Here is an 18,007-nt window from a genome sequence, read left to right as displayed (position 1 = left end):
GGCAAGTCACGGCTTCTTAGCGGAAGCGGGCGCGGGCTTCAACGGGCAATTGGAGATTGGCGTAGCGACTTGGCCCGGTGCTCCAGGCTGCGGCCTATGAGGTTACCGCCCCCGCCTTCACCGTCCGCCTTCCACGCACCGCCCGCTTCGGCTTCTTGGCGCCCGCCAGTTCGTGCATCGCGTCCAGCTGCATCTGCTGCATTTCGGCCAGGCGCGTCCATTGGCGCGAGATGAGGTAGTCGAGCTTTTCGTGCAGATGGCGCACTTCGAGCTCGGCCTTGAGGTTGACGCGGTAGTCGTTGAAGGAGCGCAGGCGGTCCTTGGACTCCTGCCGCCGCTGGCTCATCATGATGATCGGCGCCTGGATGGCGGCAATGCAGGAGAGCAGCAGGTTGAGCAGGATGAAGGGATAGGGATCGAAAGCGGCGCTCATGCCGGCGACCAGATTGATGCCGATCCACACCAGCAGCACGCTGCCGAACGATATCAGGAACCACCAGCTGCCGCCGAAGGCCGCCATGTTATCGGAGACGCGGTCGGCGAAGGTGCGGTGCTCCTCGAATTCTTCTTCCGAGTTTTCGGAAATCGTGTCCTGCCTGGCGATCGATTCGACCACCTGACGGTCGAGCTCGGAGAATTCGCCGTGCTCCTGCTGCAGCAGCTCCTCCATATAGCGCATGCGGTAGCGGCCGAGCTCGGCGCGGCTGATGCGGGCGCCGGCCGGCAGGTCGGGATGGTCCGAGCGGATGCGGTCGGCGAGGCTCGGGCGCAGCGTGTCGATGCGCACCAGATCGCGCTTGCGGAATTTGCGGCCCGATATCGCCGACGGCTTTTTCTTCGGCTTGCCACGGTGGGCGCCGGGGCCTGCCGGTTCGGAGTCCGGCACTTCGGGCGTGTCGAAGTGTTCGTCCGATACCGGATCGGCCTCCAGCTCACCGACGATCGGCGCCTCGAAATACTCGCCGCCGTCATCGTTCTGATTGTCTGCCGCCTGTTCGGGCGTTTTGGGGACGGTGCTCATGGTGGGCTCCTGAGGGTGCTGGGCGACGATAGACAGAGGTGGCGGCGCATAGCCAGCGCCGGGCACGGATTTCGCAGGCCGGACAAGTGTTTTTGATCGGAGAAGGCGATGTGGCTGGCGGCGGCTCGCCCCTCGGGGCGGGTGGAGACGTTCCAGATTGGCCGGAGCGGGAAGAACTTGCCCGATGTTTGCGCCAATCACCCCCCTCTGTCCTGCCGGACATCTCCCCCTCAAGGGGGGAGATTGGCTGTTGTCCCGGCTTTCGCCAATTTCCACCGTCACAGGAGTGAGCGGAGCGCCGAAGCTGCCAATCTCCCCCCTTGCGGGGGTTGAGGAGCGGTCCGCGCAGCGGGTGGAAAGCCAATTGCTTGGCTTTCCGAGCGACGAAGATCCGGCAGGACAGAGGGGGCGCTGTCCTGCCAACGTGCACAAGGTTCTGCAGGGCGGCGGGCAACAAAAAACCCACCTTGCGGGCGGGTCACGTTTCCAGTCGATCAATTGGCGCGACTCAGCACCATACCGAAAATAGTAGCATAGCTGCCCTCAGGGTCAAGAAAAAATTCCTATCGATATCCATCCCCGCACAGCCAAGCGCGATGCTTGCTACCGGCAGCTCGCCCTTCGCAGGCTCAGGGCGTTCGTCGTTCAAAAAGCCAAGCAATTGGCTTTTTGTCCGCTACGCGGACCACTCCTCACTGCTCGGCGAACATCAGCCTGGTCTTGGTGCCGTCCGCCGTCGGCGACAGGCTGCGCTGGATCAGCGCTTCGACATGGTCGTTGCGCTGGCGGGCTGAGTCGGCGCCCATCACCACGACGATCAGATTGCGGCCGTCGGCATTGTAGGAGGTGACGATGTTGAAGCCCGACGCCCTGATGTAGCCGGTCTTGATGCCGTCGACGCCGCGCACGCGGCCGAGCATGTCGTTGTGGCCGCGCACCAGCCGGCCGCGGAACATGAAGTCGCTTTCGGAGAAATAGTGGAACTGCTGGGGAAAGCGCTGATGCAGCGCCATGCCGAGCACCGCCATGTCGCGCGCCGTCGTCATCTGGCCATCGTCGGGCAGGCCCGACGCGTTGCGGAAGGTGGTGCTGGTCATGCCGAGCTGGCGCGCCCTGGATGTCATCATGGCGGCGAACTGATCCTCCGAGCCGCCGAGATATTCGCCGACCGCCACTGCCACGTCGTTGGCCGATTTGACGACGATGGCGCGGATCGCGGAATCGACGTCGATGCTTTCGCCGCGCCGGAAGCGCATCTTGGTCGGCGGCTGCGAGGCGGCATGGTCCGAAACCGGGATCTGCGTCTGCTTGCTGACGCGGCCGGACTCCAGTGCCTCGAACAGCAGATACAGCGTCATCATTTTGGTCAGCGAGGCGGGATAGCGCTGCGCCGTCGAGCTGACCTCGAACAGCTGCTTGCCGGTCCTGGCGTCGACCACGATGGCCGCATATCTCTGCGCCGGCGCGGGCACGGCCAGCACGCTGTCGGGCGGCGTCGTGGCGCAGCCGGCCAGCAGCACCAGCAGGGCTAGTGCCGCAAAAACTCTCTGGATGAGCGGAAGGGGGCGCAGGTAGGACAAGGGCTGGACTGTTCTGGGTCGGCTGTTGCTGAGATGAGACGACGCTAACGTAACGCGGCTGTTGCGTCCATTTGGTTAATGCCGGTTAGCCCCAGGATTGTCGAGCCGCGCAAGCTTGGCATCCGCCCCGAAAACGCCGGTTTTCCCGTGTCTTTGCTTGCCAAGGCCGCGTTTCCCGTGGGAAGGGGCGTGGTATCGAGGGCTTGGGGGCTTGGCATGACGAACATCGGGGCCGGGGGCGCTGCGCCCTCGCTTATCAGGGCATCACTCAGCCGCACCGGCAAATGGGCTGGCAGCGTCGCCTTTGTCGGGGGTGCCGTATCCGACATCCTCAATCCGCTGGCGCCGTTCGCCGCCTATGTCGCGCTGGTCGCCGCGGTGGCCGCAATCATCATCGCCATTGCCATCGTGCTCCGGCTGGTGCTGGCGGCCAAGGCGCTGCCGGCCTTGATCTTCGCCACCAGTGCGGCGGCCGTCGCCGGCGGCGTCTACGGCCTGCAGCAGCAGACCAACGCCCAGCACGGGGTGATCGCCAGCCTGGTGCCGGCCATTGCCGGGCTGCAGCAGTCGATGGGCATCGTTACCGAGAAAGTTGCGAAGATCGAGCAGACCGTCACGCAGACGCAAAAGACGGTCGAGGCGGTCAAGCAGTCGACCGACACGGTGGCGAAAAAGACCGACGAGATCGCGTCCGTCCAGCAGCAGCAGACTGAGCAGACGGCGGAAGTGCAGAAGACCACCGACGAGGTGAAGAAGGAGACCGAGACGCTGGTCGCCGGCCAGGCGCAGCAGCAGGCCCAGACCGAGAAGCTGCAAGCGACGACCGTGCAGATCGCCGCCTCGATCGACATCATCGCCAAGGGCTTTGCCGCCCTTGCCGCGCAGGGCGGGGCGATCGCCGAGCCGAAGCGGCCGGACGAGTTCTACCACAATGCGCGAGTCTACGAGCTGTCCGGCGACATGCTGAATGCGCGGCGCTCCTACCTCGCCTTTGCCGGCTTCGACGTCGACGCCATCGACCCCTATACGCGCTTTGCCACGCTGCTTCGGGTGCAGGACGGCAAGGCCGGCGCGCGCGAGGTGTTCGGCGCGCTTGCCGACAAGGGCAAGGCGCTGTCGATCAAGCTCGTGCATATCCAGCAGTTCGACGACGCCCAGCGCCTCGACAAGCTCAACGCCTTCGTCGCCGCCCATGCCGATTTCGCGCCGGCCTATTTCCTGCTGGCGCAGGAGTTTTCGGAGGACCGGCTCGGCGCCCAGACGCTGGCCGACAAGCGCAACGAGGCCAAGGCGCTGACCAAATTCATGGCCTACGAGAAGGATGGCGGGCTGCTCAAATATTTCGTCGACCAGACGCAGCTCGCCGACTGGCTGGACCGCAGCCGCAGCCGGCTGGCGGCGCTTGGCGACGTGCTCGACCCCGCCCGCTTCGTGCCTTCGCTGACGCCGATGCGCTCCAACCAGGGCTGGTCGATGACCATCTCGCTGCCCGAGCCGGCGACCGCCATCTCCTGGCGCATGGGCGACAGCGGTCCTTTCACCGACACCGGTTTCCTGGCCATGAACGACCCGACGACCGGCAAGCCGATGGCCAATCCGAGCTTCGAGATGCCCGACAGCACCGTGGCGGGGATCATTGCGATCAAATATCTCGATATCAGGGGCCGCGAGACCGGCCCGTTCGACATCCGCTTCGACCCCGAAACAGCGCTTCAGCAAGGCAACAAGCAGATCCTCGACCAGTTCTGGACCTCGTGGATCGCCTTCGATGCCAGCGGCAACCACGGCCTGGTCTATTTCACCCAGATGCTGTCCTACCGCTGCGCCATCAAACAGGTGCATTACAGCCTGAACGGCGCGGCACTCGACAAGGAGATCAAGATGCCGCCTTGCGACAAGAAGGACCCCTACGCCATTCCCTACGATTACCAACCCTATTTCAAGGTCGCCGACAGCGTGAAATCGATGTCGGTGCAGGTTACCTACACCGACGACACCAAGTCGCCGGTGCGGGAATACAAGCGACAGTAGCTCACCCTCCCCTTGTGGGGAAGGTGAAGGTGCGCGATGCAAAAATGCCCTGTCGCAGTGCTTGCGCAACCGCCGCCGAACGGTTCAGTTTGCGCCTTCAGAATCGGTGACAGCGCAATGACCATCCACACCATCAAGGCCAGAGGCATTTCGGTTTCGCTCGACCTCACGGTCGGCCACATCGCCGACATGGTCGTCGAGGGCGGCGGGCGGCAGCTGAAGCCGCTGCATCGCGCGCCCTGGGTCGATGCGAACGAGACGCTGCCGAAAGACCTGCCGGAAGGCACGGTTCGGCTGTCCGGCGATTTCCTCTGCGCGCCGTTTTCGCGCAGCGATGTCGAGGAAGCGCCGCTGCATGGCTGGACGGCCAACAGCGCCTGGGATGTCGTCGAAAGTGTCGCGACCGACGATGGCTGGCGCGCCGTCTACCGCTTGCGGCACAAGGTAATGGGCGCTTCGGTCGACAAGATCCTGACGCTGCACGACGGCCATCCCTTCCTCTACCAGGAGCATGCGTTTTCAGGCGGCCATGGTGCCATCTCGGTCGCCCATCACCCGATGACGGCCATGACCGGCGGCGGCAGGCTGGCCTTTTCGCCGAAGCGTTTTGCCGCGACGCTGGACGACCCGCTGGAGCCCGATCCCGCACGCGGCCGCTTCATGCTCGCCTATCCGGCGCGCTCCGCCGATCTCGGTCATTTTCCCGCCGCCGGCGGCGGCACGCTCGACCTGACGGAATACCGTATGGATGACCGCCGCGAGGATTTCATCACGCTGGTCGAAGCCGACCATGGCGGGCCGGGATGGACCGCGCTTGCACGACAGGCCGAGGACGATCTGGTGCTGGTGCTGAAGAACCCGGCCGAACTGCCAATCACCATGCTGTGGTTCAGCAATGGCGGGCGCGACTACGCCCCATGGAGCGGCCGCCACCTTGGCGTGCTCGGCATCGAGGATGGCCGCGCTGCCGTCGGCCATGCCGCCTCGATCGGCGACAACTGGCTGAAGCGCGAAGGGGTGGCGACCGCTTTTGCGCTGGGCGAAGGCCAAAGCGTGTCCTTTCGCCACGTCATCGGCGTCCTGCCGCTGTCGGGCGGCGAGCCGCCGCGGGACGTCATGACGGCGGATGGCCGCATGCGGCTGCAAGCCGGTGGTTCGACGCCGGAGGTTCCCTTCGACAGCGATTTCCTGCGCATCGGCCAGCCGCTGGCCTCGTAGGTGTGATTGCGCGGCCGCAGGGTTTGAAATTTCCGTGAACTGTCGCCAAGATGTGGCCGAAATCATCATGCGGAACATGGTGGATCTGAAGCTCTGCCAGAGAGGCTCTCATGTCCGAAATCGCCCATCTCGCCGCCACCATCTTCAAGCGTGCCGGCAAGGCAAACCGCTTCATCGTCGCCATTGCCGGTCCACCGGGCGCCGGCAAGTCGACGCTGTCGGCAAGGCTGCATGAACTGCTGCCCGAAGGTGCAGCGGAGGTCGTACCGATGGACGGCTTCCACTATGACGACGCCGTGCTCGAGCGGCGCGGTCTGCGCGCGCGCAAGGGCGCGCCGGAAACCTTCGACTTTGCCGGTTTTGAGGCCTTGCTGAAGCGTATCCGTGCCGGTGAACCCGACATCGCCATTCCGGTCTTCGACCGCAGCATGGAACTGTCGCGCGCCGCAGCCTCGATCGTCGCCACAGAAACCAAGTTCATCCTGGTCGAGGGCAATTACCTGCTGCTCGACGAAGAGCCGTGGTCGCGGCTGGCGCCGCTGTTCGATTTCTCGATCTTCGTCGACGTGCCGCGCAACGAGCTCGAGCGCCGCCTGATGGAGCGCTGGCACGAGCATGGCCGCTCCGATGAAGATGCGCGCGCCTGGATCGCTTCCAACGACCTGCCCAACATCGAGCGCGTGCTCGCGCGGCGCAGTGCCGCCGATCTGGTGATCGGCCTTTCCGCTTGATTCGACGGATTGTGCAAGGGGAACCTTAAGACTTTCAGGCCGTTATCCCGACACGACAATTGTGCCAAAAGAGGGATTCGGTCCAATGGCAACCAAGGCAAAAAAGCCTGCGCCCGCCAAGGGCAAGGCGACCCAATCCAAAACCGGCGCCGGCCCGGCGATGACAGCCCGTTCAAAGGACGCCAAGCCGGCTTTCGGCAAGGCAGCGCCGAAGAAAGTGGTGCCGGCCGCAGCGAAAGCCGCGCCAAAAGCCCCAAAGCCGAAGAAGCCCGCGAGTTCCAGCGACTCCTTAGGCGGCAGTGCGATGCGCACGGCCAAGGCCACGGCCAACGTCGCTGCCGGCGCAGTCATGGTCGCCGCCCGAGGTGCTGCCTCGCTCGCTGCTTCCGTCATGGGCAAAGGCGGTTCGAAAGCCAAAGCGAAGGCGAAATAGCCGCGCTTCGGAGGCTGGTTTTTCTATCCCTTGGCCGGGATGGCCAGGCCTTTTTGCACCGCCGGCCGCGCCAGGCCGCGCTCCAGCCATGTTCCCAGATGGGCGAAATCGTCAAAGCCGACGAGTTCGCGCGCTTCGTAGAATCCGATCAGGTTGCGCACCCAACCGAGCAGCGAGATGTCGGCGATGGTGTAGTCATTGCCCATGATCCACTTGCGCCCTTTCAGCCGGCCGTCGAGCACGCCGAGCAGTCGCTTTGACTCGTCGCGATAGCGCTCCAGAGGGCGTTTGTCGGCGATTTCGCGGCCGGCGAATTTGTGGAAGAAGCCGACCTGGCCGAATATTGGCCCGACCGAGGCCATCTGGAAGAACACCCACTGGATGGTCTCGTAGCGGCGCGCGCCATCAATGGGCATGAGCAGGCCGGTCTTTTCAGCAAGGTAGAGCAGGATGGCGCCGGATTCGAACAGGCCGATCGGCTTGCCGTCCGGGCCGTTGGGATCGATGATCGCCGGTATCTTGCCGTTGGGATTGAGCGACAGGAATTCCGGTGTCCAGCTTTCGTTCTGGCCGATGTTGACCCAATGCGGCTCGTAAGGAAGGCCGAGTTCCTCCAGGGCGATCGATATCTTCACCCCGTTCGGCGTTGTCGCCGAATAGAGCTGGAGCTGGTCCGGATGCTTGGCCGGCCAACGCGTTGCGATCGGAAAGGCGGACAGGTCTGCCATGGAAACTCCTGGATGAGGATTCGCGCCGAGCGGCGCGGTTTTGGCGGGTCGGCCAAGGATTAGACGCGGCGCACGGCACGATCAATATGGCGGCGAAGGGTTTCATCGAGCACGGACAGTCAACGGAATGGCCGGCCTGGGGCAGATCCGCCCGCCCCCTAGATCAGACAGCCTTGAAGGCCAGCACGGCATTGGTGCCGCCGAACGCGAAGCCGTTGCTGATCGCGGCGCGCACCTTGCGCTCGCGCGGCACATTCGGCGTGACGTCGAGGTCGCAATCGGGATCGGGCTCACGAAAATTGGCCGTCGGCGGCACGATGCCTTCGCGGATCGCCATCACGCAGGCGATCATCTCCAGCGCACCCGATGCGCCGAGGCAGTGGGCGTGCATCGACTTGGTCGACGACACCGAAAGCTTGTAGGCATGGTCGCCGAAGACGCGCTTGATCGCTGCCGTCTCGATCTGGTCGTTGGCCTTGGTGCCGGTGCCATGGGCGTTGAGGTAGTCGACATCCTCGGGATTGAAGCCGGCATCGGCGAGGCAGGCGCGCATGGCCGCCGTCGGCCCTTCGACGGTCGGCGCGACAATGTCGGAGGCGTCGGCGGAGAGGCCGGCGCCGGCGACCTCGGCAAGGATGGTGGCGCCGCGCGCCATGGCGTGCTCGTACGTCTCCAGGACCGCCATGCCGGCGCCCTCGCCGAGCGACAGTCCCTGGCGGTCGGCCGAAAATGGCCGGCAGGTGTCGGGCGCCAGCACGCGCAATGCTTCCCAGCCCTTCAGGATGCCCCAGACCAGCGGCGCATCGGTGCCGCCGGCGACCATCACGTCGGCGCGGCCAAGTCTGATCTGGTCGACGGCCGAGGCGATGGCGTGGTTGGACGACGAACAGGCCGAGGTGACGCCGAAGACCGGGCCGCGCAGGCCCAGATTCATGCTGACGTGGCCAGAGGCCGCGCTTGGCATGACCTTTGGCACGGTGAAGATGCCGGCGCGGTTCTTGCCCTCGACCAGGATGGCGCGATAGCTCTCCTCGATCGCCTCCCAGCCGCAGACGCCGACGCCGACGACGGTGCCCATCCGATAGGTGGTGGCTTCATTCGAGACCAGGCCGGCGTGCTGCATGGCTTCCCTGGCTGCGATCGTCGCCAGCAGGCTGAAGCGGTCCATCGACACGGTCTGCTTGCGGTCGATGCCGTGATCGGGAAGCGTCTTGATTTCGCAGCCGACCTTGACCTTCAGATCATGCAGTTGGGGACTTGTGATCTGGCCGATGGCCGAGCGGCCGGCGCGCATCTCGTTCCAGATCGCGGGCGCGCTGGTGCCGAGCCCGCAAATGCCGCCCATGCCGGTGATGACAACGCGCTGCCGCATTCAGTTCAGGCTTTTTTCGCGATCAGCGCGCGCACAGCTTCGACCATGTCGCCGACGTTCTTCAGATTGCTCCAGGCGTCGACCGTGTTCATCTCGATCTCGATGCCATACTCTTCCTCAAGATCGAAGATAATCTCCGTCAGCTCGAGCGAATGGATGCCAAGCGAGGTCAATTCGGTGGTGGTGGTGATTTCTTCGCCGCCCGGCTCGGCATGAGCCTTGATCTTCGCGATGATATCCGTTGCCAGCTGGTCGGCCATTCGGTTCCTTCCCCACTATCTCGCGTTTCCCGACGCCGACTGAGCAGCGCCCCTTTTTCTCCTGGTATCAAGCCGCCGTCGTCGTTTAATACCCCCGCCAAGCGCAGCATGACCGTACCAAGGTGGTTCCCTCTATAGAAACCGAAACGTTGTCAAGCAACAAGCTATATCGAACTCCATATCGACAAAGCCGCCGGAGTGCTTAACGTGCAGGCATGGATATGGGCGAACATGGCGGGATTTCGACGCAGCGCGTTGCGGGCGTGGCGCGGCTTTCCTGTGCGCTTGGCGAGGGCCGCACGCGCTTGCGGCGCCTCTATCAGGACGGCGCCGCCAAGATAAGAATGCCGGCCGTCTCGGCCGATCCGCTCGAAGCGGTGCTGATCAACACCGCCGGCGGAATGACGGGCGGCGACCGTATCGCCTGGGACGTGGATGTCGGCGCGGCCGCTTCGGCATCGATCACCACGCAGGCCTGCGAGAAGATCTACCGGGCGGCATCCGACCATGCCGAAGTGCGGGTCAATTTGTCGGTAGGCGAAAACGGCCGCATCGCCTGGCTGCCGCAGGAAACCATCGTCTTCGACCGGGCGGCCTTTGCCCGCACGCTCGACGTCGAGCTTGCCGTCGGCGCCGAGGCGCTGGTGCTGGAAGCCGCCGTCTTCGGCCGCCTGGCGATGGGCGAACGCGCCACGCAGGGCAACTTCCATGACCGCTGGCGTGTGCGTCAGGATGGCGCCCTCGTTCATGCCGAGGATTTCCGCATCGGGCCCGATATCGCCGCAACGCTCGATCGCCCGGCGGTTGCCGGCGGCGCGATCGCGGTGGCGACATTGCTTCTGGTGTCGCCGCGCGCCGAAGCCCTGCTCGATCCGGTTCTGGAGATCGTCGGCGACCAGGGCAGCGCCAGCGCCTGGCGCGTGAAGAAATCTGGCAAGCTTCTTGCGAGGCTCTACGCCGGGGATGGCTACCGGCTGCGCCAGCGGCTGGTTCCACTCGTCGAATTGCTCAACGGAAGGGCGGGGTTGCCCAAATTATGGTCACTATAGGCCTGCCTCTACCAATCCAGGGAAACGCATGAACCTGACGCCGAGGGAAAAGGACAAGCTGCTGATCGCCATGGCGGCGATGGTGGCGCGCAAGCGGCTCGAACGCGGCGTCAAGCTCAACCATCCGGAAGCGATTGCGCTGATCACCGATTTCGTCGTCGAAGGCGCCCGCGACGGCCGTCCGGTTGCCGAACTGATGGAAGCCGGCGCTCATGTCGTCAGCCGCGCGCAAGTCATGGAAGGCATCGCCGAGATGATCCATGACGTGCAGGTCGAGGCGACGTTTCCCGACGGCACCAAGCTGGTGACCGTGCACGAACCGATCCGTTGAGGAGGACAGGATGCTGGAGCTGCGTCCCAACTGCGAATGCTGCGACAAGGACCTGCCGCCCGAGGCGACGGATGCGCTGATCTGCACCTTCGAGTGCACCTTTTGCGCCGGATGCGTGGAACAGGTGTTGGGCGGCATCTGCCCCAATTGCGGCGGTGGTTTTTCGGCGCGGCCGATCCGCCCGGCAGCGATGCTGAAGAAATATCCGGCGTCAGCCAAACGCGTTCTCAAGGCCGAAGGCTGCGGCCCCCGCAAGGCGGCGTGAACACCAGACCGAGCAAAACGAAAGGCAAACAGAATGATATCCGCCAAACGCCTCTGCCTGTCGGCGATCCTGCTGCTGGCCGCCGCCCTGCCGGCCTATGCCCATGTCGGCCTGGGTACCACCTCCTCCTTCACGGCCGGCTTCATGCACCCGCTCTCCGGCCTCGATCACATGACGGTGATGATCGCGGTCGGGCTGTGGGCGGCGCTCAAGGGCGGCAAGGCGGTTCTTGCCTGGCCGGCTGCCTTTGTCGGCGTCATGCTGGTCGGCGGCGCGCTGGGCATGCTGCATATGCCGCTGCCCTTCGTCGAACCGGGCATACTGGCATCGGTCGTGACACTCGGACTGCTGGTGGCGCTGGCGATCGATCTGCCGGTCTCGGCCGGCGTCGCCATCATCGGCCTGTTCGCACTTTTCCACGGCCACGCGCATGGCACCGAGGTGCCGGAGAATGCCGGCGGGCTTGAATACATGGCCGGCTTTGCGATCGCCACGCTGTTGCTGCATGCCACCGGCATCGCCACCGGTCTCGGTCTCGGCATCCGGTTTCGTGGCCTGGCCCGCGCTGCCGGTGCCGCCTGCGCGGCGATCGGCATCGGTCTCGCCTTCGGCATCGTGTGAGGGTGACCATGATCCCCGGTGAAATCATCACGGTGGGCGGCGACATCGAGCTCAACAAGGGCCTGCAGACCGTCACCCTGAAAGTCGCCAACAGCGGCGACCGGCCGATCCAGGTCGGCAGCCACTACCATTTCTTCGAAACCAATGAGGGGCTGAAATTCGACCGCGAACGGGCGCGTGGCATGCGCCTCGACATTGCCGCGGGCACGGCCATGCGCTTCGAGCCGGGCCAGGAGCGCGACGTCACGCTGGTGCCGCTCGGCGGCAAGCGCGAGGTCTACGGATTTCAGCAGAAGGTGATGGGCAAGCTGTGAGATCTTCCGGCGCGCTCAGCTCAGTTCGATGGCTTGGCCGCGGCGTAGATGACGATCTTTCCGGGATTGTCGAATTCGACGGCGAGGACATCCTGCGCCTGCACGCGCCGCGATTCGATGGCGTTGAACAGCAGCGCGTTGGCCTCGATCTCCTTGCGCAGCTCCGTAATGTCGTCCTGATGCTGCTTGACCTTGGCCTCGATCTCCGGCGGCGGGCCGCCTTCGCTGCGCGCGGCGTCGGTGAGGAACACGATGTCGACCTTGTCGAGCTTGGATGTCTTGCGCACCGTGCCGATGTTTTCACGCGTGCGGTCGATCGCCGTGTTGACGTTGCCGGCCTCGGTGTTGGCCTTGGCCTCTTCCTGCTTGACCTGCGAGCCGACGATGCGATTGACGGTCTCCGTGCTTTCCAGTCCTTGCGCCTTCAGTCCGGCAGCAGGACCAGCCGCCGCCAGGAACGTCATGGCGGCGACTGCCTGCATTCTGGTCGAGAAAGAAGTGATCGCCATCGCTCGCTCCTGAGAGAAATCGTTTCGGGGCGCGGGTTAGCGCGAAAAGAACAAAACGAATCCGGCCCGGCGAAGGTTCCTTTCCCGATGCGGCCGGCCGGCCGGATGCCGGCCCGCCATGCCGTGGCGTCAGCTCGCCTTCTTGGTGATCAGGGTCAGTGCGCCATTGGGTTCCATACTGGCTGCGACCACCTGCGCCGAGGTCATTCCCTTGGCCTCGAGCGCCGACTTGACCTTGGGTGTGGCGTCGATCGAGCTGCGCAGTTTCTTCAAGCCGTCATCGCCGCGCTGGGCGATCACCTGGTTGACCTGCGTCTGGGTGTCCTTTGGCAGCTCCGTGATGTCGACGATGTTGACGCTCTGGATCGTCGGCACCGCGGGCTGAGCCTGGGGCGTGGCTGGAGCAGGCGTTGCCGGCGCCGGAGCGGGCTGTGGCGCGGGTTGCTGCTGGGCACTGGCGGCGCCCGCCAGCATCAGGCTGGCGGCGGCGGCAAGAACTATCGTTTTGCGCATGGATTTTCCTTTCCATCGATTGGCAAACGGTCGGTCTGGGGTGACGCCCTAACCTCAACCGCCAAATGGGATCAGAAGGTGTCGCCCAGCAGGTCATTGCGTGACCATAGGATGGCAGCAATGTGCAGCCGCGCTTCAATCCAACCGCATTTCGGCAAACCGCATTTCGGGAGCAATCGCTGATGGCCAGAATTACCCGCGCCGCCTACGCGCAGATGTACGGCCCGACGGTCGGCGACAGAGTACGGCTTGCCGACACCGAACTGTTCATCGAGGTCGAGAAGGATCTCACCATCCATGGCGAAGAGGTGAAATTCGGCGGCGGCAAGGTGATCCGCGACGGCATGGGCCAGAGCCAGGTTTCCAGGGCGCAAGGCGCCGTCGATACCGTGATCACCAACGCGCTGGTGATCGATGCCAGTGCAGGCATCTTCAAGGCCGACATCGGCCTCAGGGACGGGCGCATCGCGGCCATCGGCAAGGCCGGCAATCCGGACACGCAGGATGGCGTCACCATCATCATCGGCCCCGGCACCGAGATCATCGCCGGCGAAGGCAAGATCCTGACATCAGGCGGCTTCGACGCGCATATCCACTTCATCTGCCCGCAGCAGATCGAGGAAGCGCTGATGTCAGGCATCACCACCATGCTCGGCGGCGGCACGGGCCCGGCGCACGGCACGCTGGCCACCACCTGCACGCCGGGGCCATGGCACATGGCCCGCATGATCCAGTCCTTCGACGCCTTTCCGATGAACATCGGCCTGTCGGGCAAGGGCAATGCCTCGCTGCCCGCCGCGCTCGAGGAAATGGTGCTGGGCGGCGCCTGCTCGCTGAAGCTGCACGAGGACTGGGGCACGACGCCGGCGGCCATCGATTGCTGCCTGTCGGTCGCCGACGATTACGACGTGCAGGTGATGATCCACACCGACACACTGAACGAATCCGGCTTTGTCGAGAACACGGTCGCCGCCATCAAGGGCCGCACCATCCACGCCTTCCACACCGAGGGCGCCGGCGGCGGCCACGCGCCCGACATCATCAAGGTCTGCGGCCTGCCCAACGTCATCCCGTCCTCGACCAATCCGACGCGGCCCTACACGGTCAACACGCTGGCCGAGCATCTCGACATGCTGATGGTCTGCCATCATCTGTCGCCGTCGATCCCCGAAGACATCGCCTTTGCCGAAAGCCGCATCCGCAAGGAGACCATCGCGGCGGAAGACATTTTGCACGACATCGGCGCCTTCTCGATCATCTCGTCGGATTCGCAGGCCATGGGCCGCGTCGGCGAAGTCGCGATCCGGACCTGGCAGACCGCCGACAAGATGAAACGCCAGCGCGGCTCGCTGCCGCAGGAGACCGGCAACAACGACAATTTCCGCGTCCGCCGCTACATCGCCAAATACACGATCAACCCGGCCATCGCGCATGGGCTGTCGAAAGACATCGGCTCGATCGCGGTTGGCAAACGCGCCGACCTGGTGCTGTGGAACCCGGCCTTCTTCGGCGTCAAGCCGGACATGGTGCTGATCGGCGGCATGATCGCCGCCGCCCCGATGGGCGACCCCAACGCCTCGATCCCGACGCCGCAGCCGATGCATTACCGGCCGATGTTCGGCGCCTATGGCAAGGCCAGGACCAACTCGTCGGTGACCTTCGTTTCGAAGGCAGCGCTCGAGTCGGGACTGCATGGCAGGCTCGGTGTCGACAAGCAGTTCGTCGCCGTCGAAAACACCCGCGGCGGCATCGGCAAGCATTCGATGGTGCTCAACGACGCCACGCCGCATGTCGAGGTCGATCCGGAAACCTACGAGGTGCGCGCCGACGGCGAGTTGCTGACCTGTGAGCCGGCGACGGTGCTGCCGATGGCGCAACGGTATTTTCTGTTTTGAAGCGGCGCTTCCACCGGGCGAGCATTATCCGTTGCAGCCCTTGGTGGAAGGCAGCACTATGCGGCCAACCAACAGCTGCATTGTGATCGAGCATGACCACCGAAATCGCTTCCGCCCACGACATCTTCCCGCACATCCGCATCGTCATGGGCATGGTGATCGGGCTTGGTGTCGCCCGCCTGCTGTCGGGGGTGGCGCGCATCGTCCAGCATCCCGGCCAGTACAAGCTCTATACCGTGCATCTGGCCTGGGTCGTCTCGGTGCTCCTGATGCTGGTGCATTTCTGGTGGTGGGAGTTCGGCCTCTACGCCGTCGAGATCTGGACCTTCGGCAAATATTTGTTCATCATTTTCTACGCGATCACGCTGTTCCTGCTGTGCGCGCTTTTGTTCCCAGATTCGATGCTGGACTACACCAGCTACGAGGATTTCTTCTATTCGCGCCGGGCGTGGTTCTTCGGCCTGCTGGCGGCGACCTATCTGCTCGACGTGGTCGACACGCTGCTGAAGGGGCCGGAGCATTTCGCCCGCTTCGGCAGCGAGTATCTGTTCCGCACGCCGGTCTTCGTCGCGCTCTGCATCATCGCGATCCTGGTGCGCGACCGCCGCTTCCACATCGCCTTTGTCACGGCGGCGCTTATCTATCAGATATCGTTCATCCTGCGGCTCTTCGACACCATCGTCTGAACGAACGCGATGATCTAGCTTGTTGGGGAAAGGCAGGGTTCGACATGTACAAGGCCGTTGGATCGCGCGTGTGCGGGCACAAGCAAATGGGAAATCCATGAAATGAAGCTCAACCTCAACACCGACTTCACCAAATTCCCGCGCGCCGTCTCGGTGCTGTCCGCCGGCGCTGCCGGAACCACCCTACCGTCCGGCCGGGCCATTCTCGCCCATGACGAGCGGCATCTGCGCCGCCGGGCCATCGAACTTGCCGACGGCGGCAAGGTGCTGGTCGACCTGCCCGAACCCGTCGCCTTGAACGATGGCGACCGGCTGGTGCTGGAGAATGGCGGCCATATCGAGATCATCGCGGCACCGGAAGAGGTCTACGACATCCGCGCCCGCGATGGCGTGCATCTGGCCGAACTCGCCTGGCATATCGGCAACCGCCATCTCGCGGCAGGCATCGAGGCCGGACGCATCCTCATCCTGCGCGACCATGTCATCAAGGCGATGCTGGAGGGGCTGGGCGCCACCGTGACCGACGTTTCCGAACCGTTCAAGCCGGTGCGCGGCGCCTATTCCGGGCATGGCGGGCAAAGCCACGATCACGGCCATGCGCATGCCCACAGCCACGCCGAAGCGCACAGCCATTCTCATGGCGAAGCGCGTTCCCATTCGCACAGTCATGCCGGCCATCACCACGATCATGACTGACCAGCCTTCGAACATCGCCCTGCTGCGGCTGATGGCGTGGCTGTCGCCTGCCTTTCCGGTCGGCGGCTTTTCCTACAGCCATGGTCTCGAGCGGGCGGTGCATGACGGGTTGGTTGCCGATGCCGGGAGCCTCGCCGGCTGGCTGGAGACGCTGGTCGAGATGGGCTCGGGCTGGAACGACGCCGTGCTGTTCGCCGAGAGCTGGCGCCGGGCATGCGGCACCGGTGATCTCGATGAAGTGGCGGCACTCGCCGAAGCCCTGGCCGGCTCGCGCGAACGCCATACCGAGACCATGCTGCAGGGTGGAGCCTTCCTCAAAGCGGCGGCCGCCTGGCCTAATCCGGTGCTGGAGCGCCTGCCGGCCGAATGCGCCTATTGCGTCGCCGTCGGCGCCATTGCGGGTGGCAACGGCATCGCGCTTCAGGATGCGCTGTCAGCCTTCCTGCAAACCTTCTTCTCCAACCTTGTGCAGGCAGCGATCCGGCTTGGCATCGTCGGCCAGAGCGGCGCGACCACGTTGTTAGCCGGCTTCGAGCCGCTGGCCCTGGCGACCGCAAGCCGCGCCGCGCGCTCGACACTCGACGATCTCGGTGGCTGCGCCTTCGTCTCCGATGTCATGGCGATGAAGCATGAAACCCAATATTCGCGACTGTTCCGCTCATGATTTTTCTCGCCTTCTCGCTTTCGACTGTTCTGCTCCTGATCACCGCGCTGCATGTCTATTGGAGTCTTGGCGGCATCTGGCCGGGCCAGGATGCGGCCTCCTGCGCCCGTGCCGTGGTCGGCTTTCGCGGCGTCGATGAGATGCCGACGCCGTTCGCCAGTTTCGCCGTTGCCGCATGCCTCTGCTTGGCGACACTATGGCCGCTGGCGCTCATGGGAGTCTTCGCTTCACCCTTCCCCAAGGAGGGTCTCGCCGCCACGTCGCTGCTCATCGGTCTGGTGTTCCTGGGACGCGGCATAGCCGGCTTCACGCCGTGGTGGCGGCGGCTGACGCCTGAACAGCCTTTCGCGCGGCTCGATGTCCGCTATTATTCGCCGCTGTGCCTGTTGATCGGGCTCGGCTTTGCCATCCTCGCCATCACGGAGTTTCCCGCATGACACAGACAAATGGTCCGCTGCGCGTCGGCATTGGCGGCCCGGTCGGTTCGGGCAAGACGACGCTGACCGAAAAACTGTGCAAGGCGCTGCGCGACGAGTTTTCCATCGCCGTCGTCACCAACGACATCTACACCAAGGAAGACGCCATGATGCTGGCGCGGCTGCAGGCGCTGCCCGAGGACCGCATCATGGGTGTCGAGACCGGCGGCTGCCCGCATACCGCGATCCGCGAGGATGCCTCGATCAATCTGCAGGCGATCGCGCAGATGAACAGGAAGTTCCCGGACCTCGACATCGTCTTCATCGAATCCGGCGGCGACAACCTTGCCGCCACCTTCTCGCCGGATCTCGCCGACCTGACGCTCTATGTCATCTCGGTCTGCCAGGGCGAGGAGATTCCGCGCAAGGGCGGGCCGGCGATCACCCGCTCCGATTTCCTGGTCATCAACAAGAGCGATCTGGCACCCTACGTGAACGTCAATCTCGATGTCATGGAGAGCGACGCCGGCCGCATGCGCGGCAAGCGGCCGTTCGGCTTCACGGACCTGTCGCGCGGCAAGGGACTGCAGGAGGTGATCGATTTCATCATCGAGCATGGCGGCCTGCGAGCCGGCGCTGCCGCTGCCAGCACGGCGGCGTGAGCATCCCTGCAC

Annotated in this window: 22 protein-coding genes; 15 read left to right on the top strand and 7 right to left on the bottom strand. The window is 64.5% G+C overall.

What is annotated here, in order from left to right; genetic code table 11:
* Positions 1-94: 94 nt before the first annotated feature.
* Together EN990_RS04785 and EN990_RS04775 are read right to left on the bottom strand one after the other, a co-directional pair.
* Positions 95-1,021, bottom strand: a complete 927-nt coding sequence (locus EN990_RS04785) for a DUF1003 domain-containing protein (protein WP_127384865.1) — start codon at positions 1,019-1,021, stop codon at positions 95-97.
* Between the two features lie 692 nt (positions 1,022-1,713).
* Positions 1,714-2,601 (bottom strand): D-alanyl-D-alanine carboxypeptidase family protein, encoded by an 888-nt coding sequence (locus EN990_RS04775; RefSeq protein ID WP_127369641.1) that lies wholly within the window; start codon positions 2,599-2,601, stop codon positions 1,714-1,716.
* Between the two features lie 216 nt (positions 2,602-2,817).
* Here EN990_RS04775 and EN990_RS04770 point away from each other — a divergent pair, with 216 nt between their 5' ends.
* The 4 genes from EN990_RS04770 (at position 2,818) to EN990_RS04755 (ending at position 7,014) form a co-directional block, all read left to right on the top strand.
* Positions 2,818-4,632 carry a methyl-accepting chemotaxis protein gene (locus tag EN990_RS04770; RefSeq protein ID WP_164766081.1) on the top strand — a complete coding sequence of 605 codons (1,815 nt, stop codon included), beginning with the start codon at positions 2,818-2,820 and terminating at the stop codon, positions 4,630-4,632.
* Between the two features lie 117 nt (positions 4,633-4,749).
* Positions 4,750-5,850: a hypothetical protein gene (locus EN990_RS04765; RefSeq protein WP_127384815.1), complete on the top strand. Its 1,101-nt coding sequence runs from the start codon at positions 4,750-4,752 to the stop codon at positions 5,848-5,850.
* 110 nt (positions 5,851-5,960) lie between these two features.
* A complete protein-coding gene (locus EN990_RS04760) occupies positions 5,961-6,581 on the top strand; it encodes a nucleoside triphosphate hydrolase (RefSeq protein WP_013528389.1) in 621 nt (206 codons plus the stop codon).
* Between the two features lie 85 nt (positions 6,582-6,666).
* Positions 6,667-7,014 (top strand): hypothetical protein, encoded by a 348-nt coding sequence (locus tag EN990_RS04755; RefSeq protein WP_127384816.1) that lies wholly within the window; start codon positions 6,667-6,669, stop codon positions 7,012-7,014.
* Positions 7,015-7,037: 23 nt separating this feature from the next.
* On the opposite strand, the gene EN990_RS04750 is transcribed toward EN990_RS04755, so the two are convergent.
* The 3 genes from EN990_RS04750 to EN990_RS04740 form a co-directional block, all read right to left on the bottom strand.
* A complete protein-coding gene (locus tag EN990_RS04750; RefSeq protein WP_127370464.1) occupies positions 7,038-7,742 on the bottom strand; it encodes a glutathione S-transferase N-terminal domain-containing protein in 705 nt (234 codons plus the stop codon).
* Between the two features lie 163 nt (positions 7,743-7,905).
* Positions 7,906-9,114, bottom strand: a complete 1,209-nt coding sequence (locus EN990_RS04745; protein ID WP_013528392.1) for a beta-ketoacyl-[acyl-carrier-protein] synthase family protein — start codon at positions 9,112-9,114, stop codon at positions 7,906-7,908.
* Positions 9,115-9,119: 5 nt separating this feature from the next.
* The gene (locus EN990_RS04740; protein ID WP_013528393.1) at positions 9,120-9,374 is read right to left on the bottom strand and encodes an acyl carrier protein; all 255 of its coding nucleotides are present in this window, start codon (positions 9,372-9,374) and stop codon (positions 9,120-9,122) included.
* Between the two features lie 221 nt (positions 9,375-9,595).
* On the opposite strand from EN990_RS04740, the gene EN990_RS04735 reads away from it, so the two are divergent.
* From EN990_RS04735 to EN990_RS04715, 5 genes are read left to right on the top strand one after another with little or no spacing between them, the layout of a single operon-like run.
* A complete protein-coding gene (locus EN990_RS04735) occupies positions 9,596-10,423 on the top strand; it encodes an urease accessory protein UreD (protein WP_084015581.1) in 828 nt (275 codons plus the stop codon).
* A 28-nt stretch (positions 10,424-10,451) separates the two neighbouring features.
* The gene (locus tag EN990_RS04730) at positions 10,452-10,754 is read left to right on the top strand and encodes an urease subunit gamma (protein WP_013528395.1); all 303 of its coding nucleotides are present in this window, start codon (positions 10,452-10,454) and stop codon (positions 10,752-10,754) included.
* Positions 10,755-10,764: 10 nt separating this feature from the next.
* On the top strand, positions 10,765-11,019 hold the full coding sequence (locus EN990_RS04725) for a DUF1272 domain-containing protein (RefSeq protein WP_013528396.1): 255 nt from the start codon (positions 10,765-10,767) through the stop codon (positions 11,017-11,019).
* A 33-nt stretch (positions 11,020-11,052) separates the two neighbouring features.
* The gene (locus tag EN990_RS04720; RefSeq protein WP_064992831.1) at positions 11,053-11,640 is read left to right on the top strand and encodes a HupE/UreJ family protein; all 588 of its coding nucleotides are present in this window, start codon (positions 11,053-11,055) and stop codon (positions 11,638-11,640) included.
* An 8-nt stretch (positions 11,641-11,648) separates the two neighbouring features.
* Positions 11,649-11,954 carry an urease subunit beta gene (locus EN990_RS04715; protein ID WP_013528398.1) on the top strand — a complete coding sequence of 102 codons (306 nt, stop codon included), beginning with the start codon at positions 11,649-11,651 and terminating at the stop codon, positions 11,952-11,954.
* 20 nt (positions 11,955-11,974) lie between these two features.
* Here the strand turns inward: EN990_RS04715 and EN990_RS04710 are convergent, their stop codons facing one another.
* Positions 11,975-12,463 (bottom strand): hypothetical protein, encoded by a 489-nt coding sequence (locus tag EN990_RS04710; protein WP_063170973.1) that lies wholly within the window; start codon positions 12,461-12,463, stop codon positions 11,975-11,977.
* Positions 12,464-12,592: 129 nt separating this feature from the next.
* Positions 12,593-12,976 carry a hypothetical protein gene (locus tag EN990_RS04705; RefSeq protein WP_013528400.1) on the bottom strand — a complete coding sequence of 128 codons (384 nt, stop codon included), beginning with the start codon at positions 12,974-12,976 and terminating at the stop codon, positions 12,593-12,595.
* A 179-nt stretch (positions 12,977-13,155) separates the two neighbouring features.
* Between EN990_RS04705 and ureC the strand changes: the two genes are divergently transcribed.
* From ureC to ureG, 6 genes are all read left to right on the top strand, one after another.
* Complete coding sequence (gene ureC / locus EN990_RS04700) at positions 13,156-14,871, top strand: urease subunit alpha (RefSeq protein ID WP_164753580.1); 1,716 nt, start codon at positions 13,156-13,158, stop codon at positions 14,869-14,871.
* A 92-nt stretch (positions 14,872-14,963) separates the two neighbouring features.
* Complete coding sequence (locus EN990_RS04695) at positions 14,964-15,557, top strand: hypothetical protein (RefSeq protein WP_027161070.1); 594 nt, start codon at positions 14,964-14,966, stop codon at positions 15,555-15,557.
* Positions 15,558-15,659: 102 nt separating this feature from the next.
* Positions 15,660-16,253 (top strand): urease accessory protein UreE, encoded by a 594-nt coding sequence (gene ureE / locus EN990_RS04690; RefSeq protein WP_127369236.1) that lies wholly within the window; start codon positions 15,660-15,662, stop codon positions 16,251-16,253.
* Positions 16,246-16,917: an urease accessory protein UreF gene (locus EN990_RS04685; RefSeq protein ID WP_063170432.1), complete on the top strand. Its 672-nt coding sequence runs from the start codon at positions 16,246-16,248 to the stop codon at positions 16,915-16,917. The genes ureE and EN990_RS04685 overlap by 8 nt, the downstream gene beginning before the upstream one ends.
* Positions 16,914-17,354: a DUF3995 domain-containing protein gene (locus EN990_RS04680; protein WP_127384817.1), complete on the top strand. Its 441-nt coding sequence runs from the start codon at positions 16,914-16,916 to the stop codon at positions 17,352-17,354. The genes EN990_RS04685 and EN990_RS04680 overlap by 4 nt, the downstream gene beginning before the upstream one ends.
* Positions 17,351-17,995, top strand: a complete 645-nt coding sequence (gene ureG / locus EN990_RS04675; protein WP_013528407.1) for an urease accessory protein UreG — start codon at positions 17,351-17,353, stop codon at positions 17,993-17,995. The genes EN990_RS04680 and ureG overlap by 4 nt, the downstream gene beginning before the upstream one ends.
* Positions 17,996-18,007 lie beyond the last annotated feature (12 nt).

The sequence above is a fragment of the Mesorhizobium sp. M7A.F.Ca.US.005.03.1.1 genome (assembly GCF_003997975.1).
Classification (GTDB): Bacteria; Pseudomonadota; Alphaproteobacteria; order Rhizobiales; family Rhizobiaceae; genus Mesorhizobium; species Mesorhizobium ciceri.
The sequence above is the reverse complement of the archived record's forward strand: the minus strand, read 5'-3'. Positions and strand labels throughout refer to the sequence as shown.

What these genes read in the sequence shown, in the direction of transcription:
- EN990_RS04785 (WP_127384865.1), bottom strand. Translation starts at nt 1,021, where the DNA reads ATGAGCACCGTCCCCAAAACGCCCGAACAGGCGGCAGACAATCAGAAC.
- EN990_RS04770 (WP_164766081.1), top strand. Translation starts at nt 2,818, where the DNA reads ATGACGAACATCGGGGCCGGGGGCGCTGCGCCCTCGCTTATCAGGGCA.
- EN990_RS04765 (WP_127384815.1), top strand. Translation starts at nt 4,750, where the DNA reads ATGACCATCCACACCATCAAGGCCAGAGGCATTTCGGTTTCGCTCGAC.
- EN990_RS04760 (WP_013528389.1), top strand. Translation starts at nt 5,961, where the DNA reads ATGTCCGAAATCGCCCATCTCGCCGCCACCATCTTCAAGCGTGCCGGC.
- EN990_RS04755 (WP_127384816.1), top strand. Translation starts at nt 6,667, where the DNA reads ATGGCAACCAAGGCAAAAAAGCCTGCGCCCGCCAAGGGCAAGGCGACC.
- EN990_RS04750 (WP_127370464.1), bottom strand. Translation starts at nt 7,742, where the DNA reads ATGGCAGACCTGTCCGCCTTTCCGATCGCAACGCGTTGGCCGGCCAAG.
- EN990_RS04745 (WP_013528392.1), bottom strand. Translation starts at nt 9,114, where the DNA reads ATGCGGCAGCGCGTTGTCATCACCGGCATGGGCGGCATTTGCGGGCTC.
- EN990_RS04740 (WP_013528393.1), bottom strand. Translation starts at nt 9,374, where the DNA reads ATGGCCGACCAGCTGGCAACGGATATCATCGCGAAGATCAAGGCTCAT.
- EN990_RS04735 (WP_084015581.1), top strand. Translation starts at nt 9,596, where the DNA reads ATGGGCGAACATGGCGGGATTTCGACGCAGCGCGTTGCGGGCGTGGCG.
- EN990_RS04730 (WP_013528395.1), top strand. Translation starts at nt 10,452, where the DNA reads ATGAACCTGACGCCGAGGGAAAAGGACAAGCTGCTGATCGCCATGGCG.
- EN990_RS04725 (WP_013528396.1), top strand. Translation starts at nt 10,765, where the DNA reads ATGCTGGAGCTGCGTCCCAACTGCGAATGCTGCGACAAGGACCTGCCG.
- EN990_RS04720 (WP_064992831.1), top strand. Translation starts at nt 11,053, where the DNA reads ATGATATCCGCCAAACGCCTCTGCCTGTCGGCGATCCTGCTGCTGGCC.
- EN990_RS04715 (WP_013528398.1), top strand. Translation starts at nt 11,649, where the DNA reads ATGATCCCCGGTGAAATCATCACGGTGGGCGGCGACATCGAGCTCAAC.
- EN990_RS04710 (WP_063170973.1), bottom strand. Translation starts at nt 12,463, where the DNA reads ATGGCGATCACTTCTTTCTCGACCAGAATGCAGGCAGTCGCCGCCATG.
- EN990_RS04705 (WP_013528400.1), bottom strand. Translation starts at nt 12,976, where the DNA reads ATGCGCAAAACGATAGTTCTTGCCGCCGCCGCCAGCCTGATGCTGGCG.
- EN990_RS04695 (WP_027161070.1), top strand. Translation starts at nt 14,964, where the DNA reads ATGACCACCGAAATCGCTTCCGCCCACGACATCTTCCCGCACATCCGC.
- ureE (WP_127369236.1), top strand. Translation starts at nt 15,660, where the DNA reads ATGAAGCTCAACCTCAACACCGACTTCACCAAATTCCCGCGCGCCGTC.
- EN990_RS04685 (WP_063170432.1), top strand. Translation starts at nt 16,246, where the DNA reads ATGACTGACCAGCCTTCGAACATCGCCCTGCTGCGGCTGATGGCGTGG.
- EN990_RS04680 (WP_127384817.1), top strand. Translation starts at nt 16,914, where the DNA reads ATGATTTTTCTCGCCTTCTCGCTTTCGACTGTTCTGCTCCTGATCACC.
- ureG (WP_013528407.1), top strand. Translation starts at nt 17,351, where the DNA reads ATGACACAGACAAATGGTCCGCTGCGCGTCGGCATTGGCGGCCCGGTC.